Origin of the sequence: Helcobacillus massiliensis (assembly GCF_014191425.1) — a bacterium.
GTDB classification, from domain to species: Bacteria; Actinomycetota; Actinomycetes; order Actinomycetales; family Dermabacteraceae; genus Helcobacillus; species Helcobacillus massiliensis.
This window is the reverse complement of sequence record NZ_JACHWP010000002.1, coordinates 246,294-265,692: the sequence shown is the minus strand read 5'-3', so window position 1 is coordinate 265,692 and position 19,399 is coordinate 246,294. Positions and strand designations below refer to the sequence as shown.

The following is a 19,399-nucleotide window of genomic DNA, read 5'->3' as shown; positions in this document are numbered from 1 at the left end:
CTCACACCACGAGGAGGTCACGATGTCCGCCCCCACTCGGATCGATGAGCATCAGCAGGCGGTGCGCGACCTCATCGCCCGCATCGCCCCGCCCGATCTGGCCCCGGTGGAGACGGTCGACCTCCTGGATGCGACCGGTCGCCGCCTCGCCGCCGATGTGCGTTCACCCATCGCGATCCCCGCGCGGGACAACTCCGCCATGGACGGCTTCGCGATCTCCACCGACAGCACCCGCTCCACAGCCGACGGCGACCGGATCTCCCTTAAGCTCGGCCCGATCATTGCCGCCGGCCATGACCCCGGAGTGCTCGAACCCCACACGGCGCGCGCCATCATGACCGGCGCCGCGACCCCCGAGGGGTGCGACGCGATCGTCCCCGTGGAGGAGACGGACCTCGGCCGATTCGCGCAGATCGCCGCACTCCGCCCCGAGGACACGGGAGCCGACGGAGGCCTCAACGACCACCGCACCGGCGACGCCAGCGGCATCGGCGCCGAGGCCATCACGATCACCCTCGGCCCGCAGCACCGAGAGGTCGGCCGCTTCATCCGCCGGGCCGGCTCCGACACGGAAGCGGGGGATGTCGCCGCCCGTGCCGGCACGGTGCTGACGCCGCGGCTCATCGGACACCTGGCCTCCGTCGGCCTGCAGAGCGTGGAGGTGACCGAGCGCCTGCGCGCCGTTGTCGTCTCCACCGGCGCCGAACTGGGGGAGGGCGCCGGGCAGGTGCGCGACGCCAACGGCCCCGCCCTCGTCACGGCACTGCGCGAGATGGGGGTGGACGCTGTCCGCTGCGTGCGCGTGGGCGACGACCCGCGCGCCCTGATCGACACCGTCACCATGGCGCTGCGGGAGACCGGCGCGCAGCTGATCGTCTCCTCCGGCGGCGTCAGCGCCGGCGCTGTGGAGCCGATCCGGCAGGCCGCCCGATTGGAGGGCTCCCCGCTGCGGCTGGCGTTCCACACCGTCGCCATGCAGCCCGGCGGCCCGCAGGGGCTCGGCGTGTTCACCCGCTCCAGCGGGGAGGAGGTCGCGTGGATCGCACTGCCCGGCAACCCCGTCTCCGCGCTGGTCAGCCTGGAGATGTTCGTGCGTCAGGCCGTCGGCGCGTCCGCCCGGCCGCGTGTGTGTTTGGAGGTGCGCACCCAGACCGGAGAGGATGAGGCCTCCCCGCCGGGACGCACCCAGATCCGCCGCGGCCGCATCCAGACCGATTCGACCGTCCGGCTCGTCGGCGGGCCCGGATCCCACCTGCTGGGCGCCCTCGCCCTCGCCGATGCCCTGGTGATCATCCCAGCGGACACGACCACGATCCACGACCGCGACTCCTTCGAGGTGATGGTGCTGACATGACCAGCGACAACAGTGACACCCGCGCAGCCGGCGACCCCGCCGCGGGCGCCGGCGGCCTCTCGCACGTGCGGGCCGACGGATCCAGCCACATGGTCGACGTCACCGACAAGTCCGTCACCACCCGCGAAGCGACCGCTGAAGCCACTCTCGTCACCCGCGCCGACGTCATCGAGAAGATCATGACCGGTGACCTCCCGAAGGGGGAGGCGCTGAGCGTGGCCCGCGTTGCGGGGATCATGGCGGCGAAGCGGACCAGTGAGCTCGTGCCCCTGTGCCACCCGCTGCCGATCACGAAGGTCAGCGTGGACTTCGCGCCCACCGGCACCGACGCGATCACCGTCACCGCGCAGGTGCGCACCACCGGCCGCACCGGGGTCGAGATGGAGGCGCTGACCGCCGCCAGCATCGCCGCCGTCACCCTGTTCGACATGATCAAAGCCGTGGACCACCTCGCCGTGATCCAGCAGACCCGCGTCCTCGCCAAATCCGGCGGCAAGAGCGGCGACTGGTCCCGCACCCCCGAGAACGAGGAGACCCCCCGACCATGACCGACCACCCCTTCACCGCGCAGGTCATCATCGCCTCCACCCGCGCCGCCGACGGCACCTACGAGGACCGCACCGGCCCCATCCTCACCGACTGGCTCACCGCCCTCGGCTGGACGGTGCCCGAGCGCGTCATCGTGCCCGACGGCCCCGAGGTCGGCGAGCAGATCGGCCGCGCCCTGCAGGCCGGCGCCGACGTCATCATCACCTCCGGCGGCACCGGCATCAGCCCCAGCGACGTCACCCCGGAGCAGACCGCCCCCTACCTGGAGCGGCAGCTGCCCGGCATCCCCGAAGCGATCCGCCACCGCGGCCTGGATAACACGCCGCTCGCTGCCATCAGCCGCGGTCTGGCCGGCCTCAACGGCCGCACCCTCATCGTCAACCTGCCCGGTTCCCGCGGGGGCGTGCGCGACGGCATGGTGGTGCTGGAGCCGATGCTCGCCCACCTGATGGAGCAGCGCGACGGAGGCGGCCACGAATGAGCAGCGACTCCTCCGTGCTGCCCGAGGACATGGTCCGGCCGCAGGATCCGCGCGACCCCAGCCTCGGACCCGTTGAGCACCGCATGCGCCTCGCCCTCGTCACCGAGGAGGCCGTGAGCGTGCAGGAGATGGCGCGGCTCGTCGCGGATGAGCGCTGCGGCGCCGTGGTCACGTTCGACGGCGTGGTCCGCAACCACGACGAGGGCCGCGGGGTTCAGCGCCTGGCCTACACGGCGCACCCGTCGGCCCAGCAGGTGATGGACGAGGTGCTGGCGGACGTCACCGGGCGGTTCCCGGACGTCATCATCGCGGCGGCGCACCGCTACGGCCCCCTCAGCATCGGCGACTGCGCGCTCGCCTGCGCCGTCGCCGCCCCGCATCGCAAGCGCGCGTTCGAGGCGTGCGACGTGCTCGTCGACGTGGTGAAGGCGCGGCTTCCGATCTGGAAGGAGCAGCACTTCGACGACGGCACCCAGGAATGGGTCGCGGCCCTTGGCTGATCTGAACCTCGATCACGTCCGCGCGGTCCTGTTCGCGATGGACGTGCCCCCGAGCAGCTGAGCAGCCTGCCGCTCGCCCGAGCCGTCCTCGACGCACTCGAGGCCCACCGCATCCGCCTGGGGGTCGTCGGCCTCTCCGAGCGCGGGGTGAAGCGCCTGCTCGCGGACCTCGAACGCTGGCGGGCCAGGGAGGCCTGGCGCGGAGCCGACGGAGCCGCGATCGAACAGGACCTGCGACGAATGGTGGACGAGCAGCGGCTGCGCCGCCGAGCCTCGGCGCCCCGCCGCCTCGCGCTGCTGTTCGACGGGCACCATCTGCTCACCAGCCAGGTCAGGGCATTGGTGCTGATGGGACTCGGCCTGCCCCTCGCCAGCCTCGCGGTGGATCCCGAGATCATGGACTCCCGCCTGCAGAACGGCGGCCTCGGCATCTGGTTCGCCGCCGGGCTCGCCATAGTGCTCTCCTGCGCCATGGCCGGGGTGGGCAGCCTGGTGCGCCGCGCGGGGGGAGCGGGCCCTGCGAGAAGCGCGGCGCCGCGCGCGCCTCGCGCAGCGTCGATAGTCCGCCCCTGGCAGCGTCGATAGTCTGGGCCCATGCGCATCCTGCACCTCACCGACACGCACATCAGCGCGGCGGACCCCAGTGGAGGACCGGTCCTCCACCAGGGGCGGATCGACGCCCGCGCCGCCCTCGACGGCGTTCTGACCAGGCTCGCGGACATCGGCCCGCTCGATGCGGTCGTCCACTCCGGTGATGCCTCCGATGACGGCTCCGAGGACTCCTACCGCCACCTCGAGCGCGTGATCGGCGACTTCGCCCGGGCCCACGGCGCCGAGCACACCATCGCGATGGGCAACCACGATGTGCCCGCGGGCTGGAATGCCGCGACGGGGCTGCCCACGGTGCGCTGCCAACGGGTCGGCGACGGCCGCATCATCACTCTGGACACCTCAGTTCCGCGCGCGGGATACGGCCACGTGGGCGCCGAGCAGCGGGAGGAGGTCGCAGCGATCCTCGCCGAGAGCGTCGACGGGCCGACCATCGCCGTGCTGCACCACCCGCCCTTCCCCGTCACCTCCCGACTGTTCCAGGCGCTCAGCCTCGACGGCCTGGACGAGCTGCGCGAGCTGCTGGAGAGCCGCGTGGACCTGATCCTCTCCGGCCATCTGCACGCCGCGACCAGCGGCCGGCTGGGGAGCGTGCCGGTGCACGTGGCGCCGGGCATCGTCAACGTCACGGATCCGTCGGCCGCGCTCGCCGGCGAGGCGGGGGAGAAGGAGGTCGCGCTCGGCCTCAGCGGCGCCAGCCTCGTGGATGTTGGGGCCGACGGGTGCCGCATTCAGTCGTTCCACTGGCCGAACGCGGGGGACACCGGTGAGGTGACCGAGCCGGTCTACTCGTTCGATGCCGACACGATCACCCGGATCGTGGAAGCAGCGGGCCGGAAGTGAATTCCCGAACCACACGGTTCGCATTCCCGCAGCGAAGATCTGCTCACTCAGATGAATGAATGATGAATGGGAAGGATCTCTGCGGCGAATAGTCGGTGCGGCGGATTGGTTCGGCCGGGCTTCGGGCATGAAGAACGCCACCTGGGTCAACCAGGTGGCGCTGCAGCGTACTGACGGGGAGGGCGGCTCAGCGACCGATGCCGAGAGCGGTAACGCCCTGTGCGGTGTGGCTGTGGGCGATGGCCGCGACGTTCGAGTTGTGGCGCGAACCGGGGACCACGCTGCCGCGCTCCACGTCCTGGCCGACCATCTTGCGGCTCAGGTTGCCGAAGAAGCGCTCGGTCCAGCGGGCGGACTTGGTGGATGCTGCTGCGTTCTGCATAATGAATGCCCCTTCCTCGCCGATTCCCCATCGGCCTCTGCCAAAGCTTGTGACTCCATTCTAAAGAGGCCGAGTCGCCCGCCCCAAGCGAATTGTGAGCCGCAGAACCCTGTGATCCCCGTCTGTGGCGCAGCTCTATGAAACGAGTCTCCCCGGGTGGGACCAGGGTCCCCATTCGGGCCCTGCCGGAGCGCAGGTCGGGAGTGCTGAGCATCTCGCAGGGGCAGTCGGTTCACCGTTGGCGAACGGGTGCGGGCGCAGTTGGCACTCGTGTTGCATGAGTGCCAACTGCGCCACTAGGCTGACCGCATTGGCAGTCTCCGCCGGAGAGTGCCAGCCAGTGGATTCGGGCCGGTCGGCACCGCGACGACGACCGCCCACCGATGGATCCGCTGATCTCTGATCATCAAGAGTCAAAGGAGAGAGGTCGCATGTCGGTCTCCATTAAGCCCCTCGAGGACCGTGTCGTCGTCAAGCCGCTCGAAGCCGAGCAGGTCACTGCATCGGGCCTGATCATTCCGGACACCGCGAAGGAGAAGCCCCAGGAGGGCGAGGTCGTCGCCGTCGGCGAGGGCCGCTTCGACGACAAGGGCCAGCGCGTCCCCATGGACGTCAAGCTCGGCGACAAGGTCGTGTTCTCCAAGTACGGCGGCACCGAGCTCAAGTACGGCTCCGAGGAGTACCTCGTTCTGAGCCAGCGTGACATCCTCGCAATCATCGAAGGCTGATTCCATCCATGGCTAAAGACATCATCTACGACGAGGACGCACGCCGCGCGCTCGAGCGCGGCGTCGACCGCCTCGCCGACACCGTCAAGGTGACCCTCGGCCCCAAGGGCCGCAACGTCGTCCTCGACAAGAAGTGGGGCGCCCCCACCATCACCAACGACGGCGTGACCATCGCCCGCGAGGTGGAGCTCGAGGACCCGTTCGAGGATCTCGGCGCTCAGCTCGCCAAGGAGGTCGCCACCAAGACCAACGACGTCGCCGGTGACGGCACCACCACCGCAACGGTCCTCGCCCAGGCGCTCGTCCACGAGGGCCTGCGCAACGTGGCCTCCGGCGCTGCCCCGGCCGGCCTCAAGCGCGGCATGGAGAAGGCCGTCCAGGCGCTCTCCGACCGCCTCGCTGAGAACGCCATCGAGATCTCCTCGAAGGACCAGATCGCGAGCGTGGCCGCCGTGTCCTCCCAGGACCGCGAGATCGGCGAGCTGCTCGCCGAAGCGTTCGAGAAGGTCGGCAAGGACGGCGTCATCACCGTGGAGGAGTCCTCCACCACGGCGCTGGAGCTGGACTTCACCGAGGGCATGCAGTTCGACAAGGGCTTCATCTCCCCGCACTTCGTCACCGATGCGGACCGCCAGGAAGTCGTCCTCGAGGACGCCTACGTCCTGATCAACCAGGGCAAGATCTCCAACGTGCAGGACGTCCTGCCGCTGCTGGAGAAGGTCGTCGAGACCGGCAAGCCGCTGTTCATCATCTCCGAGGACGTCGAGGGCGAAGCCCTCGCCACCCTCGTGGTCTCCAAGCTGCGCGGCTCCTTCAAGGGCGCCGCCGTGAAGGCCCCGGCCTTCGGCGACCGCCGCAAGGCCATGATGCAGGACATCGCCACCCTCACCGGTGCGCAGGTCATCACCCCGGACCTCGGTCTGGACCTGAAGACCGCCACCCTGGCTGATCTCGGCACCGCCTCGCGCGTCGTCATCACCAAGGACGCCACCACCATCGTCGGCGGCGCCGGCGATGACGAGGCCGTGGCCGACCGCGTCGCCCAGATCAAGTCGGAGATCCAGAACACCGACTCCGACTGGGACCGCGAGAAGCTGCAGGAGCGCCTCGCGAAGCTGTCCGGCGGCGTGTCCGTCATCAAGGTCGGCGCTCACACCGAGGTGGAGCTCAAAGAGAAGAAGATGCGCATCGAGGATGCTGTTGCGGCCACCCGCGCAGCGATCGAAGAGGGCATCGTCTCCGGCGGCGGCTCCGCCATCGTGCAGGCAGCCACCGTGCTCGAGGACGACCTCGGCCTCGAAGGCGATGAAGCAGTCGGCGTGCGCGCTGTCGCCAAGGCCGTTGTGGAGCCGCTGCGCTGGATCGCCGAGAACGCCGGCCTCGAAGGCTACGTCGTGGTGGAGAAGGTCAAGCAGGCGCCGATCGGCACCGGCCTGAACGCCGCCACCGAAGAGTACGAGGATCTGGCGGCAGCCGGCATCATCGACCCGGTGAAGGTGACCCGCAACGCCCTGCGCAATGCGGCCTCCATCGCCGGTCTCGTGCTCACCACCGAGACCCTCGTGGTCGACAAGCGCGAGGACGAGGACGAGGACTGATCCCCGCCCCCGCTGCACAGGCGCCTGAGGCGCTCGTGTGAGACCCCTATCCGAACCCCCGGCAGAAGATGCCGGGGGTTCGGTTCTTCTGTAGCCTGGGTCAGTCATCGGGCGAGCAGCGACGACGCGCCGCCCCCAGTGAACCAACCCCCTCACTGCTGACCGTGGGAGCCGGTCCGCGCTTCAGTGCGCCCACCGACTCACCACCGCGCCCCACCACTGCGCCGCCGTCCCGGAAGGCGCACGGGCGCCCGACCTGAGACGGCTGCGCACCCGCGCGCCAGCAGTGACCGAGTGCGCTGCGGCCCCTCCTCGCGGCGCTGAAGTCAGGAGTCGAATGAGAAGCACAGATCCCGAGGACCACGACGCTGCGGTGCCGCCCGAGAACGACCCCCACGTCATCGAGCGTGAGTCCTACGGCGGCACCCGTCGGAGCCCCGAGCGCGAGGCCCGCCTCGCCCGCCGGGACGCCGAGCGCCCGCCCCGCGACCAGGAGGAGCTGCAGCACCGCGGCCCCACCGACCTCGCCGAGTCCGGTCCCCGCCTGAACCGCCTCGTGTTCGGGGTGTCCTCCGCCGTGATCCTGGCGTTCAGCCTGTGGGCGATCTTCCTGCCGGACAACGCGCAGAACACCATGGCGGCGATCGTCGACTGGATCGCGGAGAACGTCGGCTGGTTCTACGTCCTCACCGTCACCGTCGTCATCGGCTTCGTGATCAAGGTGGCCGTGTCGAAGGAGGGCTCGGTCCGCATCGGGCCCGACCACTCCCGCCCCGAGTACAAGCTCTTCACCTGGGTGGCGATGCTGTTCGCCGCCGGTGTCGGCATCGACATGCTCTTCTACTCGGTGACCGGCCCCATCACGCAGTACGTCGAGCCCGTCAACGAGGCGCCCCGCTCGCTGGAGGCGCTGCGCGAAGCCGTGGTGTGGACGATGTTCCACTACGGCATCGTCGGCTGGTCCATGTACTCCCTGCTCGGCATGGCCATGGGGTACTTCGCGTACCGCTGGGGCATGCCGCTGTCGATCCGCGCGGCCCTCTATCCCCTGTTCGGCAAGCGCATCCGCGGTGTCGCGGGCGACGTCATCGACATCTTCGCCCTGGTCGGCACCGTGATGGGCGTGGCCACTTCGATGGGCATCGGCGTGGTGCTGCTGTCCACCGGCATCGCCACCCTCATCCCCGGCCTGTCCGACGGGATCGGCCTGCAGGTCTCGCTGGTGATCGTGGCGGTGGTGCTGACCGTGGCCGCCACCCGTTCCGGTGTGGACAAGGGCATCCGCATCGTGTCCGAGCTCAACCTCTGGAGCGCCGGCGCGATGATGCTGTACATCCTGGTCTTCGGCCACACCTCGTTCCTGCTCAACGGCTTCGTGGAGAACGTGGGCCGCTTCCTGTGGACCACCCCGCAGCGACTCATGCAGACCATGGTGTACGAGGACGGCGGCTCCGCCTGGATGGGCAAGTGGACGCTGTTCTTCTGGGCGTTCTGGCTGGCATGGGGCCCGTTCGTGGGCCTGTTCCTGGCGCGCATCTCCCGCGGCCGCACCCTGCGCGAGTTCGTCATCGCGGCGATCACCGTGCCGGTGCTGTGCGACTTCGTGATCGTGTCCCTGTTCGGCAACTCCGCGATCTTCGAGGTGCTCAGCGGCAATGAGAAGTTCGCGCAGCTGGCGATGGAGTTCCCGGAGCGCGGCTGGTACGCGCTGCTGGAGATGTTCCCCGGCGCCACGATCCTCATCATTCTGGCGACCATTTCGGGTCTGCTGTTCTACCTGACGTCCGCGAACTCCGGCGCGATGGTGATGTCGAACTTCTCCTCCTCCATTCCGGATCCGTCGGAGGACGGCGCCAAGTGGCTGCGCGTGTTCTGGTCGCTGCTGACTGCGCTGCTGACCTGCGCGATGCTGCTGGCCGGCGGCGTCACCACGATGGAGTACGCGACGCTGATCTTCGCGCTGCCGGTGACGATCATCGCGTGGCTGGTGATGGCATCGTTCTCGAAGGCGCTGGCGATGGAGCGGGCCGCGCGGGAGGGCGGTGCCCTGCCGCGCACTCCCCGGTCCAGCGCGCCGGGCGGTCGGGAGCCGGAGAGGTCGTGGCGTCAGCGGCTGGCGTCCATGCGCGCCTACCCGTCGAAGCAGACCGTGCGGAAGTTCGTGGACTCCACCGTGGAGCCCGCTCTGGACGAGGTGGCCGCGGAGTTCCGTCGTCACGGCCTGACCGCTGAGCTCGCCACCGCGACCGGGTCGACGGCGGGATCCGTCGACCCCGCGGCGGTCACCTCCCGCACCCTCGTGGTGACGATGCAGGACGACCGCAGCTTCCACTACCAGGTGGCGGCCGTGCAACGGCCGGTGCCGACGTTCGGCGGCCGACAGAGTCAGGAGGAGCACTATTACCGCCTCGAAGTGTTCACCCAGACCGGGTCCGCGGGCTACGACGTGTTCGGCCTGACCGCTCAGCAGATCATCGATGACGTCCTCGACCACTACGAGGGCCACCTGATGTTCCTGCAGCACGCGAGTGCGACCGAGGCGTCCACGGTGCTGACGCCCCCGGCGGACGGGGCCGCAGCGGTCTGACCCTTCTCTGACCTGCCGGTCCGTTCCGCGGCGTTTCGCGACTGGGGCCCCGCCCGTCCACGTAGGATGGGCGGGGCCCCATCACTGCTGGATGGCGCTTCCGCCGATGCCGGGTGACCTGTGAGAGACGAGGAGGGATCAGGGTGAGGAAAGAGGGCCAGATCCGTCTGCGACCGACTCGTTCCGCCCGCGCAGCGTTCCTCGCCGCTGCTCTCGTGTTCGTCATCGTGCTGGACTTCCTGGTGGTGATCAGCTTCCTCGGCCAGAAGCTGTGGCGCGATGAGCGGCTCTTCCACGACCTGTGGTTCTCCGCTCCCGCGCTCGTGTGGCTGGGCATGCTGGTCATCGCGCTGTTCTACCTGATCCGCGCGACCACGCAGTCGGTGCTGGTGGACTCCCGTGGGATCCGGGTGCGGGGCCTGCTGCGCTGGCCGCGCCGCATCGACTGGGAGGATGTCTCCGCGGTGTGGGCGTTCACCGATATTGTGCGCCGCGCCCCCGCCGAAGCGGTGGACGGCGCCCCGGACGCGCACGACGCCGTGATCGTGATGGCGACCGGCATCCGCCGCATCGCGAACATCTCCGGCCGCCTGTACGGCGGCGCCAACCAGGAGCAGATGCTGGATGCCGCTGCCGCCGCGCAGGTGCGGGTGGAGCGGGTCGAGCAGATCACCTCCGCTGAGCTGCACCGCATGCTGCCCGGATCGTTGAAGATCGTGGACCGCTTTCCGAACGTTCTGCTGGGGATGGCGGCGCTGTTCTACGTGGCGCACAATGTGCTGACGTTCGTGATCTGGGGTCTGTGATCGCCCGGTGACCGAGTCATGAGCAGGCGCCGCCTGGCGCGCCGCCTCCCCTCACCCCTGCCCCAGCGGCACGGCCTGGATGCGGTGCGGGTGGTGCCGTCGGCCGACGAGGCGGGCCGCAGCGTCCGCGATGTCCTCACCGCCCGCTTCCCCGCGCTGGTCTCCGCTGAGGCTCAGGACCTGGGGGAGCGGTTCGCGCGCGGGGACGTGGTGGACCGCTCCGGCGCCCCCTACCGGCCGACGGATGCCGTCACCCGCGCCTCGGAGATCTTCTTCCACCGCGAGATCGCACCCGAACCGGTGGACGAGGTCGACATCCCGGTGGTGTTCGAGGATGAGCACCTGCTGGTGGTGGACAAGCCCGCCGGCGTTGCGTCGATCCCGCGGGGAGAGCATGTGCTGCGCTCCGCGCTGGTGCGGCTGCGGGTGCGGCACGGGATCCAGGAGCTGTCGCCGCTGCACCGGCTCGACAAGCAAACGGCAGGCCTGCTGGCGCTGTCGAAGGTGCGCGCCGAGCGCGGCGCCTACCAGCAGATGTTCGCGGAGGCGGGCCGGGTGACGAAGCGGTACCGCGCGGTCTGCTGGGATGCGGGCGCGCACGGGCACGCACGCGAGCGCCTCCTCGCCGGGGAGGCGGTGGATGTGCGCGAAGCGATCCGCAAGGACCACGGCGACATCTGGGCGCATTCGGATGCAGGCGGCCGGGCCGCGCACTCCACGATGCGCCTCGTGGACCGATGGGAGAGCGCGGCGCCCGGTGCCGGCGAGGGCGGGGCCGCGCGGTTCCTGTTGGACCTGGTGCCGCACACGGGCCGCACCCACCAGCTGCGTCTGCACTGCACGCATGTGGGCCTGCCGATCCTCGGCGACGAGCTCTACCCGCAGCCCGCCCCCGACCCGGTCACCGGACAGCGGCAGCGCCGCGACACCGGCGGGATCGACCTGCAGCTGCAGGCGGTGCATCTGGCCTTCACCGACCCGCTCACGGGGGAGGAGCGGTCCTTCACCACCCCGACCCGGCTCACGGAGGCACCGCGATGACGACCGCACCGGACCCGCGCTCTGACGCGTCGCGCCCCAGCACGAACGCCCCGCGCTCTCGCCCTGATGCAGTGCGCGCCCGGACTGACGCGTCCGGCCGCATCATCCTCGGACCCACCGTGCTCGCGCACTGGCGCCCCGCCGCCTCGATGGGCCTGCCGCTGCTCGCCGTACCGCTCAGCACCATGGTCGCGGCATCCGCGCCCGGCATCCGCACGCTCAGCTGGGAGCTCAGCGCCCACCTGCCGTTCTGGGCAGCACAGCTGATCGAATTCGCCGCCGCCTGGGCAGTCACCTGGGCCGTGACGGCCCTCCTGGCGCTCGCGGTGCTCGCCCTGACCAACCCCCACGCCCGATTCGCCCCGGCCTCCGGCACGGTGTCCCTCCGGCCCGGGCCGTTCGCGCGTGGGCAGCGGGTTCCGCTGGAGCAGATCCTGCGGATCGATGCCGATCCGCGCCGCCAGGGAAGCACCGACATCTGGTACCGCCCGGCCGACGCCGCGGCCGAACCGGCGCGCATCACGGTGCCGTTCTCCGGCTGGGACGACGCCTCGTTCGACGGCATCCGGGCCCTCGCCGCGGCGGCCTCCGTCGGCCCCGTCCCGGGCCCACGCGCGCAGGAGATGGCGGCGCTGCTGCGCGCCTCCCGCACCCGCGACAACCGGGCGATGGCGCGCTCCCTCGGCATGGGGTGGCGGCCGGAATGGCAGGACCCGTCGGCCTTCGAAGCAGCGCTGGACGACGCCCGCCGCAGCGCCGGTCGCACCACCGGCCGCGGCGCAGACCGCACCGCCCGCCGAGAGCCCCGAGGCTGACGGCGCCCCGTGCCTCCCCGTGCGCCCGGGGGAGCGGACCGCAGCACCCCGGATGCCCGATGGATCACGTCACGCACGCCTGCTGCGCCTGCTCAGGGCCGGTACCATAGGTGCATGACGAGTGCAGATCCCTTCGGCTTTGTTGGCCTGACGTACGACGATGTTCTTCTGCTGCCCGGCGAGACGGATGTGATCCCGTCGGATGCGGACACCACCGCCCACCTCACCCGGGAGATCTCGCTGCGGATTCCGCTGGCCTCCGCCGCTATGGACACGGTGACCGAGGCGCGCATGGCGATCGCAATGGCCCGCCACGGCGGCATCGGCATCCTCCACCGCAACCTCTCCATCGACGACCAGGCCCACCAGGTGGACCTCGTCAAGCGCACTCAGACCGGGCGCATCACCAACCCCGTCACCATCAGCCCCGACGCCACCCTCGACGACTTCGACGCCCGCTGCGGCGAATTCCGCGTCTCCGGCCTGCCCGTGGTCGATGAGCAGGACATGCTGCTGGGCATCTGCACCAACCGCGACCTGCGGTTCATCCCCGTCGCCGAATGGAAGACCACCAAGGTGCGCGACGTCATGACCACCGACGTGTTCACCGCCCCCAGCGACGTCTCCAGCGAGGACGCCACCGCGATGCTGCGCCGCAACAAGCGCGAGCGCCTCCCGCTGGTCGACCCCTCCGGCAAGCTCACCGGCCTGATCACCGTGAAGGACTTCGTGAAGTCCGAGCAGTTCCCGAACGCGTCGAAGGACGGGCAGGGCCGCCTGCTCGTCGGCGCCGGCGTCGGCTTCTTCGGCGACTCGCTGGAGCGCGCCGGTGCGCTGCGCGACGCCGGTGTGGACGTCCTCGTGGTCGACACCGCGAACGGCCACGCCCGCCTCGCCCGCGAGATGATCCAGACCATCAAGAAGGACTCCTACTTCCGGGACGTCCAGGTGATCGGCGGCAACGTCGCCACCCGCGAGGGCGCGCAGGCGCTGGTCGACGCAGGCGCTGACGGCGTCAAGGTCGGCGTGGGCCCGGGCTCCATCTGCACCACCCGCGTGGTCGCCGGTGTGGGCGTTCCGCAGGTCACCGCGATCTACGAAGCATCCAAGGCGTGCAGGCCCGCCGGTGTTCCCCTCATCGGCGACGGCGGCCTCCAGTACTCCGGTGACATCGCCAAGGCCCTCGTGGCCGGCGCCGACACCGTCATGCTCGGCTCCCTCCTCGCCGGCACGAAGGAGTCCCCGGGCGAGGTGGTGCTCGTCAACGGCAAGCAGTTCAAGTCCTACCGCGGTATGGGATCGCTGGGCGCGATGGCGTCCCGCGGCAAGCAGTCCTTCTCCAAGGACCGCTATTTCCAGGCCGACGTGGACACCGACGACAAGATCGTCCCCGAAGGCATTGAGGGCCGCGTGGCGTACAAGGGTGCGCTCGGCGGTGTGATCCACCAGCTCACCGGCGGCCTGCACCAGTCGATGTTCTACGTGGGTGCCCACACCATCGACGAGCTGAAGGAGCGTGGGAAGTTCGTCCGCATCACCCCGGCCGGGCTGAAGGAATCGCACCCGCACCACATGGCCGCGATCATGGAGGCGCCGAACTACACGGCGTGAGCGGTCAGCTGCCGGAGGGGTCCTCCAGGTGCCCGAAGAGGGCCTCTTCGCAGCCGCGCAGCTGAGCATCCACCACCGGCGCGGGGGTGCCGGCGGTGAGCGTGGCCGTCGCCCAGCGGGCCGCGCAGCTGCGCATGAACTCGTGGGCTTCACGGCTCTGCGTCCACGCGTCCAGCTCCGCCCGGACGGACTCGGCGGGCCGGCTGAACGCGCCCTTCTCGATCTCGACGATGCCCTGCTGCAGGTACTGCTTCAGGCGCAGCAGCGTCAGGTCCCACGCGACGCCCACACCGATCACACCGAAGCTCTGCCAGTCCTCATCGGACAGCTCGGAACTGTGCGACAGGGATAGGTCGCAGGCGCCGCGGCCGTGCGAGTCGTCGAACGGGGGAGTGAGGTCCAGGTCCACGATGCTCGTGCGGTCGTCGAAGTTCCACGACATCCGCAGGTGCTGCTCCGGGATCCGTGCGAGGACCGCGCCCCAGGCGCTGCCGGGGATGACGTAGCCGCCGGCCGTCCCCTCAGACGGCAGGACGCGGCCGAACCAGCGGTTCAGCTGCTGGAAAGTGGAGATCGCGTCCCAGACGGCTCCGGCCGGGGCGTGGATCGTGGTCTCCAGGAGGACAGCGGCACGGTGAGCGGCGCGGCTGGTCGCGGGGGCAGGCTCGATGGAGACGGTGCGGGCGGCGTCGTCGACATGGTCCAGAGCGTTCAGGAGCTCGTTGCTGGGCATGGCCTCAGTGTCTCATGAGTCACCCCGCCGCACCGGCCCATCGCCGCGCACTGCTGTGCGCCTGCCCCGAATGCAAGGGCGCCGCCATCATCTGCATCCGCATCGGTCAGCCCGTCACCGCTGAGTCGCTGCAGGAGCACACGGCGCGGATCTGACGCTCGGCACCCGTCGGCCGGTCTAGTCCGGCCACCTCCACCGCAGGCCCACCATGCCCGGCCCGTAATCGGTGGCGAAGGTGCGCGCCCGCATCGAGGCGTTCACCATCGCCGGCCGCACCTGCACGTCCGTGTCCTTCTCGCCGCGCAGCTGCTCCACCTGGTCCGGCCAGTCGTGCTCTTCGAACTGCACTTCCAGCAGCACCTGCTTCGCGCGCCGCGCCACCGAGTAGAGCACTTCGGGCACCTGGTGCGGTGGGGTCGACAGGATCACGCGGAAATGGCAGGAGGCGAGATCGCCGGGGTGCAGGTCGTCGTCGATGATCACCTGGGCGCCGAACACCCGCTGCTGCGGCCAGTCGATCGCCTCGCCGATGCGGCAGCCGCCTACGGGGATGATCTCCGGGCGGATCACCGGCTCATCCTCGGCGAACATGTGGATCGACGGCATCATGCACGGCCCTGCCTTCAGTGCCCGCACGATCAGGTGGATGTCGATCCGCAGCTGCTCCTGGGCGCTGTCCAGGACGGCCCGCTCCACCACGGACATCTCGTGCGGCTGGTCCGTCGGGTCGGTGAAGCCCAGTTCCCGCATCATCCGTTCGAGGACTTCGCGCTGCGGTAGATCCTCATCGAGGGTGAGGAAGCGCATGGGCCGGCCGGGGAAGCGCGGGTGGACCAGTTCGTTGGAGAGGGCGCCGGTGTCCAGACCGAGGATCTCCTCCAGGGCCGGCAGTGCGGCGATGGAGCCGGGATGTTCGGGGGAGCGGGAGCCGCTCTGCCACATGCTGAGCGCGGCGACGCTGACGGAGTGGCCGCGCGCCGCGAGCTGCTGCTGGAGGGCGCGCAGGGAGAGTCGCCGACGGGTGATCGCCGTCCGCAGGGCCGTGGAGAACGAACTGGGCTCGGGCGGGCGCGGCCCGGACGGGGCGGGCCCGCTTGTCGGGCGGTGTTCCTCGCCCGCAGAGGTGTCGTTCACGTGTCACAGTGTGCCACGCTCACCGGGCGAAGGACTGCGGAGGAATCGGACTTTTCACAGTCGCAGTGGAGGTGTTCACGCTGGGCGCCGCGGGTGTTCACACAGGGGGCGGAAACGGTGAACACCGGAATTCTACACTTGTGGAAGTCGCACAGAGCGGCCCCGTGACGAGGCCGCTGCGGCACACAGATTTCCTCAGCACTGCGTTCCTGCCGAACACATGCGGAGGAGAGCGCGATGGTCCATCGATCGGGGGGTCGGTGGGCCATTCGCTTTTCCCGGCCCCGTCGGCCCGTCCACACCGCCACTCCTCCCCAGCGGCGCGCCGCCCCGAACCCGCCGGCGTAGGCTGGGGCCATGAGCTGGATCAACGGGCCCCTCCTCGGCTTCGACACCGAGACCACAGGCACCAACACGGACACCGACCGCATCGTCACCGCCGCCCTCGTGTTCTCCACCGGGCCCGGCCGCGCCGGCGAAACGGTCGCCACCTGGCTGATCGACCCCGGTGTGGAGATCCCCGAAGCCGCCGCCCGCGTCCACGGCATCTCCACCGCTCACGCCCAGCAGTACGGCGTGCCCAGTCGTCCCGCTCTCGAAGAGATCGCCGCGCGCCTGACCGAGGCGCTGCAGCAGGGCACCCCGATCGTCGCGTTCAACGGCAGCTTCGACCTGCGCATCATCGAAGCCGAGCTCACCCGCCACGACCTGCCCACCCTCGCGGACCGGCTCGGCCACGACATCGCGCCCGTCATCGACCCTCTCGTGCTGGACCGCGGCCTCGACCGCTTCCGCAAGGGCAAGCGCACCCTGTCCGCGGTGATGGAGCACTACGGCGTCCAGGCCGACGGCACTATGCACACCGCCGATGTCGATGTCTCGATGACCCTGGATGTTCTGCGCGCCATGGCGGAGAAGTTCCCGGAGGTGGGCGGCACGGAGCTGCCGGAGCTGCACAAGAAGCAGATCGAACTGCACCGCGCGTGGGCGGAGAACTTCAACGAGTTCCTGAAGAAGAAGGGGAAGACCCCGGACGCGTCCACCACCTGGCCCCTCTGAGCCGCGCTCCGCGCACCCGTCGGCCAGCCCCGGCCCACTCCTCGGCCCGCCCGCGCCGCCGTGCGCACCCGTCGGCCGCCGCGCCGGTGCCGCCGTCCTGCCCGGGAGCCCAGGGGCCCCGGATAGGATGGGGCCGTGCTCAACGAAATCGAAATCGGCCGGAACAAGCGCGGGCGCCGCACCTACAGCCTCGATGAGGTCGCGGTCGTCCCCAGCCGCCGCACCCGCGACCCCGAAGACGTCTCCCTGTCCTGGCAGGTCGACGCCTACAACTTCGACATCCCCCTGTTCGCCGCACCGATGGACTCGGTGATGAGCCCGGACACCGCCATCCAGCTCGGCAGGTTCGGCGGCCTCGGCGTCCTCGACCTCGAAGGCCTCTGGACCCGCTACCAGGACCCCACCTCCCTGCTGAGGGAGATCGCCGAATTCGACCGCGCGGATGTCACCCGCCGCATGCGCGAGATCTACTCCGCCCCCATCCAGCCGGAGCTGATCCGCGAACGCATCCAGCAGCTGCGCGACGCCGGCGTCGTCGCCGCCGGCTCCCTGTCCCCGCAGCGCACCCAGGAGTACTGGAAGCACGTGGTGGACGCCGGCGTGGACCTCTTCTTCATCCGCGGCACCACGGTCAGCGCCGAGCACGTCTCCGGCAACCGCGAACCGCTGAACCTCAAGCGCTTCATCTACGAACTCGACGTCCCCGTCATCGTCGGCGGCTGCGCCACCTACTCCGCGGCCCTGCACCTGATGCGCACCGGCGCGGCCGGCGTCCTCGTCGGCTTCGGCGGCGGCGCCTCCCAGACCACGTGGGAGACCCTCGGCATCTCCGTGCCCCTCGCCACTGCGGTGGCGGACGTTGCCGCTGCGCGCCGCGACTACATGGACGAGTCCGGCGGCCGCTACGTCCACGTCATCGCCGACGGCGGCCTCGGCCGCTCCGGCGACCTCGTCAAGGCACTCGCCTGCGGGGCCGACGGCCTCATGGTCGGCGCCGCCCTCGCCCGCGCCACGGACGCCCCCGGCGGCGGATTCCACTGGGGCAGCGAAGCGCACCACCCCACCCTGCCGCGCGGTCACCGCGTGGAGGTGGGCCGCGTGGCGCCCCTGGAGCAGATCCTCTTCGGTCCCGGTCTGGAGGCCGACGGCACCACCAATCTCATGGGGGCGCTGCGGCACGCGATGGCGACGACCGGCTACACGGAGCTGAAGGACTTCCAGCGCGTCGAGGTCGTCACCAGCGCCTGAGACGCGATCCGTCTGCGCATTCGGGGACGTCCGGGCTCGGATTCCCGAATGCGTCGACGGATCGTCGCCGCCGCGGGGCCGGGCTGCGCCCCGCTGCGGCGCTCAGCCCTCCACGAGGCTGAGGGTCTGCTGCGCGATCGCGAGCTCCTCGTTCGTCGGGTACACCACCACGGTGACGGCGGAGTCATCCGTGGAGATGATCCGCGGCTCCTTCACCCGGCCCGCATTGCGCTGCGGATCCACCTCGATGCCGAACGCCTCCAGGCCCTTCAGCGCCTCAGCGCGGGCGAAATCAGCGTTCTCCCCGATGCCGGCGGTGAACGCGATGATGTCCACCCCGCCCATCACGAACGCGTACGACCCCACATACTTGCGCACCCGGTGCGCCCACACGGCGAACGCCCGCTGCGCGTCCTCGTCACCGGCGTCGAGAGCGGCCTCGAGGTCGCGGAAATCGGAGTAGCCGAGCATACCGACCAGGCCGGACTTCTTGTTGAGCAGGGTGTCCACCTCGGTGGGGGACATGCCGGCGCGGCGATGCAGATGCACGTACACACTGGCGTCGACGTCGCCGGAGCGGGTGCCCATCACCAGGCCCTCCAGCGGGGTCAGCCCCATGGAGGTGTCCACCGGAGCGCCGTCGACCACGGCCGACGCGGACGCGCCGTTGCCCAGGTGCAGAACGATCTGACGCAGGGGCCCGTCGGCCCCCTCCAGCAGGTCCTGCTCGCGCAGGAACTGCGGGACGCGCTCAGAGATGAAGCGGTGACTGGTGCCGTGCGCCCCGTAGCGGCGGATCCGGTGCTCCTCGGCGACCTCCTTGTTGAGCGCGTAGGTCGCAGCTGAGTCCGGCAGGGCGGTGAAGAAAGCGGTGTCGAACACGGCCACGTGCGGAATGGACGGCAGCAGCGCCTTCGCACCGTCGATGCCGTCCACCGCGGGGTAGTTGTGCAGCGGGGCGAGTGCGCCGAGCGCGTAGATCGCGCCGCGGACCTCATCGTCGATCAGGGTGGGTTCGGCGAACTGGGCGCCGCCCTGCACCACCCGGTGGCCGACGGCGCGGACCGTCGACTCGTTCAGCTCCACACCCATCTTCGCGAACAGGTTCTGGATGACCTCCATGCCCGCCACGTGGTTCGGGACGGGCCCCTCATAGGTCTCCGTGCGGCCGTCGGCCTCGATGCGGGCGGTGCCGTTGCGCTGCCCGACCCGCTCCACGATGCCCACTGCGGTGGTGTGCTCGGAGACGGGGTCCACCAGCTCGAACTTGATCGAGGAGGAGCCGGAGTTGATCACGAGGATGGTCGAGGTCATGGGGAGT

General features: G+C 70.2%; 20 protein-coding genes. 16 read left to right on the top strand and 4 right to left on the bottom strand.

Features of this window, described 5'->3' with window-relative positions:
• Window positions 1–22: 22 nt before the first annotated feature.
• From FHX50_RS06800 to FHX50_RS06775, 6 genes are all read left to right on the top strand, one after another.
• The gene (locus FHX50_RS06800; protein WP_183375880.1) at window positions 23–1,354 is read left to right on the top strand and encodes a molybdopterin molybdotransferase MoeA; all 1,332 of its coding nucleotides are present in this window, start codon (window positions 23–25) and stop codon (window positions 1,352–1,354) included.
• A complete protein-coding gene (moaC, locus tag FHX50_RS06795; protein ID WP_183375878.1) occupies window positions 1,351–1,902 on the top strand; it encodes a cyclic pyranopterin monophosphate synthase MoaC in 552 nt (183 codons plus the stop codon). Before FHX50_RS06800 ends, moaC begins: the two co-directional genes overlap by 4 nt.
• Window positions 1,899–2,384, top strand: a complete 486-nt coding sequence (locus FHX50_RS06790; protein WP_183375876.1) for a MogA/MoaB family molybdenum cofactor biosynthesis protein — start codon at window positions 1,899–1,901, stop codon at window positions 2,382–2,384. The genes moaC and FHX50_RS06790 overlap by 4 nt, the downstream gene beginning before the upstream one ends.
• Entirely contained in the window at window positions 2,381–2,884 is a 504-nt protein-coding gene (locus tag FHX50_RS06785) for a molybdenum cofactor biosynthesis protein MoaE (RefSeq protein ID WP_415829872.1), read from the top strand. Before FHX50_RS06790 ends, FHX50_RS06785 begins: the two co-directional genes overlap by 4 nt.
• A gap of 147 nt (window positions 2,885–3,031) precedes the next feature.
• Window positions 3,032–3,469: a hypothetical protein gene (locus tag FHX50_RS06780; protein WP_183375874.1), complete on the top strand. Its 438-nt coding sequence runs from the start codon at window positions 3,032–3,034 to the stop codon at window positions 3,467–3,469.
• 9 nt (window positions 3,470–3,478) lie between these two features.
• Window positions 3,479–4,336 carry a metallophosphoesterase family protein gene (locus FHX50_RS06775; protein ID WP_183375873.1) on the top strand — a complete coding sequence of 286 codons (858 nt, stop codon included), beginning with the start codon at window positions 3,479–3,481 and terminating at the stop codon, window positions 4,334–4,336.
• A 187-nt stretch (window positions 4,337–4,523) separates the two neighbouring features.
• Here FHX50_RS06775 and FHX50_RS06770 read toward each other — a convergent pair whose 3' ends face one another.
• The gene (locus tag FHX50_RS06770; RefSeq protein WP_183375872.1) at window positions 4,524–4,718 is read right to left on the bottom strand and encodes a hypothetical protein; all 195 of its coding nucleotides are present in this window, start codon (window positions 4,716–4,718) and stop codon (window positions 4,524–4,526) included.
• A gap of 431 nt (window positions 4,719–5,149) precedes the next feature.
• Here FHX50_RS06770 and groES point away from each other — a divergent pair, with 431 nt between their 5' ends.
• The 7 genes from groES to guaB all read left to right on the top strand — a co-directional run bounded on the left by groES (window position 5,150) and on the right by guaB (window position 13,904).
• A complete protein-coding gene (gene groES / locus FHX50_RS06765; protein WP_183375871.1) occupies window positions 5,150–5,446 on the top strand; it encodes a co-chaperone GroES in 297 nt (98 codons plus the stop codon).
• A gap of 8 nt (window positions 5,447–5,454) precedes the next feature.
• Window positions 5,455–7,044: a chaperonin GroEL gene (groL, locus tag FHX50_RS06760; protein ID WP_183375870.1), complete on the top strand. Its 1,590-nt coding sequence runs from the start codon at window positions 5,455–5,457 to the stop codon at window positions 7,042–7,044.
• 337 nt (window positions 7,045–7,381) lie between these two features.
• A complete protein-coding gene (gene betT / locus FHX50_RS06755; protein WP_183375869.1) occupies window positions 7,382–9,631 on the top strand; it encodes a choline BCCT transporter BetT in 2,250 nt (749 codons plus the stop codon).
• Window positions 9,632–9,774: 143 nt separating this feature from the next.
• Window positions 9,775–10,437, top strand: a complete 663-nt coding sequence (locus FHX50_RS06750; RefSeq protein WP_183375868.1) for a hypothetical protein — start codon at window positions 9,775–9,777, stop codon at window positions 10,435–10,437.
• A gap of 18 nt (window positions 10,438–10,455) precedes the next feature.
• Complete coding sequence (locus tag FHX50_RS06745) at window positions 10,456–11,478, top strand: pseudouridine synthase (RefSeq protein WP_183375867.1); 1,023 nt, start codon at window positions 10,456–10,458, stop codon at window positions 11,476–11,478.
• Complete coding sequence (locus FHX50_RS06740; protein WP_183375866.1) at window positions 11,475–12,293, top strand: hypothetical protein; 819 nt, start codon at window positions 11,475–11,477, stop codon at window positions 12,291–12,293. Before FHX50_RS06745 ends, FHX50_RS06740 begins: the two co-directional genes overlap by 4 nt.
• 114 nt (window positions 12,294–12,407) lie before the next feature.
• Window positions 12,408–13,904, top strand: coding sequence for an IMP dehydrogenase (gene guaB, locus FHX50_RS06735; RefSeq protein ID WP_183375864.1), 1,497 nt, complete (start codon window positions 12,408–12,410; stop codon window positions 13,902–13,904).
• Between the two features lie 4 nt (window positions 13,905–13,908).
• Here the strand turns inward: guaB and FHX50_RS06730 are convergent, their stop codons facing one another.
• Entirely contained in the window at window positions 13,909–14,637 is a 729-nt protein-coding gene (locus FHX50_RS06730; RefSeq protein ID WP_183375862.1) for an SRPBCC domain-containing protein, read from the bottom strand.
• A 14-nt stretch (window positions 14,638–14,651) separates the two neighbouring features.
• On the opposite strand from FHX50_RS06730, the gene FHX50_RS06725 reads away from it, so the two are divergent.
• Window positions 14,652–14,792 carry a hypothetical protein gene (locus FHX50_RS06725; RefSeq protein ID WP_183375860.1) on the top strand — a complete coding sequence of 47 codons (141 nt, stop codon included), beginning with the start codon at window positions 14,652–14,654 and terminating at the stop codon, window positions 14,790–14,792.
• Between the two features lie 22 nt (window positions 14,793–14,814).
• Here FHX50_RS06725 and FHX50_RS06720 read toward each other — a convergent pair whose 3' ends face one another.
• Complete coding sequence (locus FHX50_RS06720) at window positions 14,815–15,771, bottom strand: hypothetical protein (protein ID WP_183375858.1); 957 nt, start codon at window positions 15,769–15,771, stop codon at window positions 14,815–14,817.
• A 357-nt stretch (window positions 15,772–16,128) separates the two neighbouring features.
• Here FHX50_RS06720 and FHX50_RS06715 point away from each other — a divergent pair, with 357 nt between their 5' ends.
• Entirely contained in the window at window positions 16,129–16,830 is a 702-nt protein-coding gene (locus tag FHX50_RS06715) for an exonuclease domain-containing protein (protein ID WP_183375856.1), read from the top strand.
• Between the two features lie 135 nt (window positions 16,831–16,965).
• A complete protein-coding gene (locus tag FHX50_RS06710; protein ID WP_183375854.1) occupies window positions 16,966–18,078 on the top strand; it encodes a GuaB3 family IMP dehydrogenase-related protein in 1,113 nt (370 codons plus the stop codon).
• Between the two features lie 102 nt (window positions 18,079–18,180).
• Here FHX50_RS06710 and FHX50_RS06705 read toward each other — a convergent pair whose 3' ends face one another.
• Window positions 18,181–19,392, bottom strand: coding sequence for an acetate kinase (locus FHX50_RS06705; protein ID WP_183375852.1), 1,212 nt, complete (start codon window positions 19,390–19,392; stop codon window positions 18,181–18,183).
• Window positions 19,393–19,399 lie beyond the last annotated feature (7 nt).

Excerpts from the sequence above, each read along its gene's own strand:
- FHX50_RS06800 (WP_183375880.1), top strand. The coding sequence starts at position 23 with ATGTCCGCCCCCACTCGGATCGATGAGCATCAGCAGGCGGTGCGCGAC.
- moaC (WP_183375878.1), top strand. The coding sequence starts at position 1,351 with ATGACCAGCGACAACAGTGACACCCGCGCAGCCGGCGACCCCGCCGCG.
- FHX50_RS06790 (WP_183375876.1), top strand. The coding sequence starts at position 1,899 with ATGACCGACCACCCCTTCACCGCGCAGGTCATCATCGCCTCCACCCGC.
- FHX50_RS06785 (WP_415829872.1), top strand. The coding sequence starts at position 2,381 with ATGAGCAGCGACTCCTCCGTGCTGCCCGAGGACATGGTCCGGCCGCAG.
- FHX50_RS06775 (WP_183375873.1), top strand. The coding sequence starts at position 3,479 with ATGCGCATCCTGCACCTCACCGACACGCACATCAGCGCGGCGGACCCC.
- FHX50_RS06770 (WP_183375872.1), bottom strand. The coding sequence starts at position 4,718 with ATGCAGAACGCAGCAGCATCCACCAAGTCCGCCCGCTGGACCGAGCGC.
- groES (WP_183375871.1), top strand. The coding sequence starts at position 5,150 with ATGTCGGTCTCCATTAAGCCCCTCGAGGACCGTGTCGTCGTCAAGCCG.
- groL (WP_183375870.1), top strand. The coding sequence starts at position 5,455 with ATGGCTAAAGACATCATCTACGACGAGGACGCACGCCGCGCGCTCGAG.
- betT (WP_183375869.1), top strand. The coding sequence starts at position 7,382 with ATGAGAAGCACAGATCCCGAGGACCACGACGCTGCGGTGCCGCCCGAG.
- FHX50_RS06745 (WP_183375867.1), top strand. The coding sequence starts at position 10,456 with ATGAGCAGGCGCCGCCTGGCGCGCCGCCTCCCCTCACCCCTGCCCCAG.
- FHX50_RS06740 (WP_183375866.1), top strand. The coding sequence starts at position 11,475 with ATGACGACCGCACCGGACCCGCGCTCTGACGCGTCGCGCCCCAGCACG.
- guaB (WP_183375864.1), top strand. The coding sequence starts at position 12,408 with ATGACGAGTGCAGATCCCTTCGGCTTTGTTGGCCTGACGTACGACGAT.
- FHX50_RS06730 (WP_183375862.1), bottom strand. The coding sequence starts at position 14,637 with ATGCCCAGCAACGAGCTCCTGAACGCTCTGGACCATGTCGACGACGCC.
- FHX50_RS06725 (WP_183375860.1), top strand. The coding sequence starts at position 14,652 with ATGAGTCACCCCGCCGCACCGGCCCATCGCCGCGCACTGCTGTGCGCC.
- FHX50_RS06715 (WP_183375856.1), top strand. The coding sequence starts at position 16,129 with ATGAGCTGGATCAACGGGCCCCTCCTCGGCTTCGACACCGAGACCACA.
- FHX50_RS06705 (WP_183375852.1), bottom strand. The coding sequence starts at position 19,392 with ATGACCTCGACCATCCTCGTGATCAACTCCGGCTCCTCCTCGATCAAG.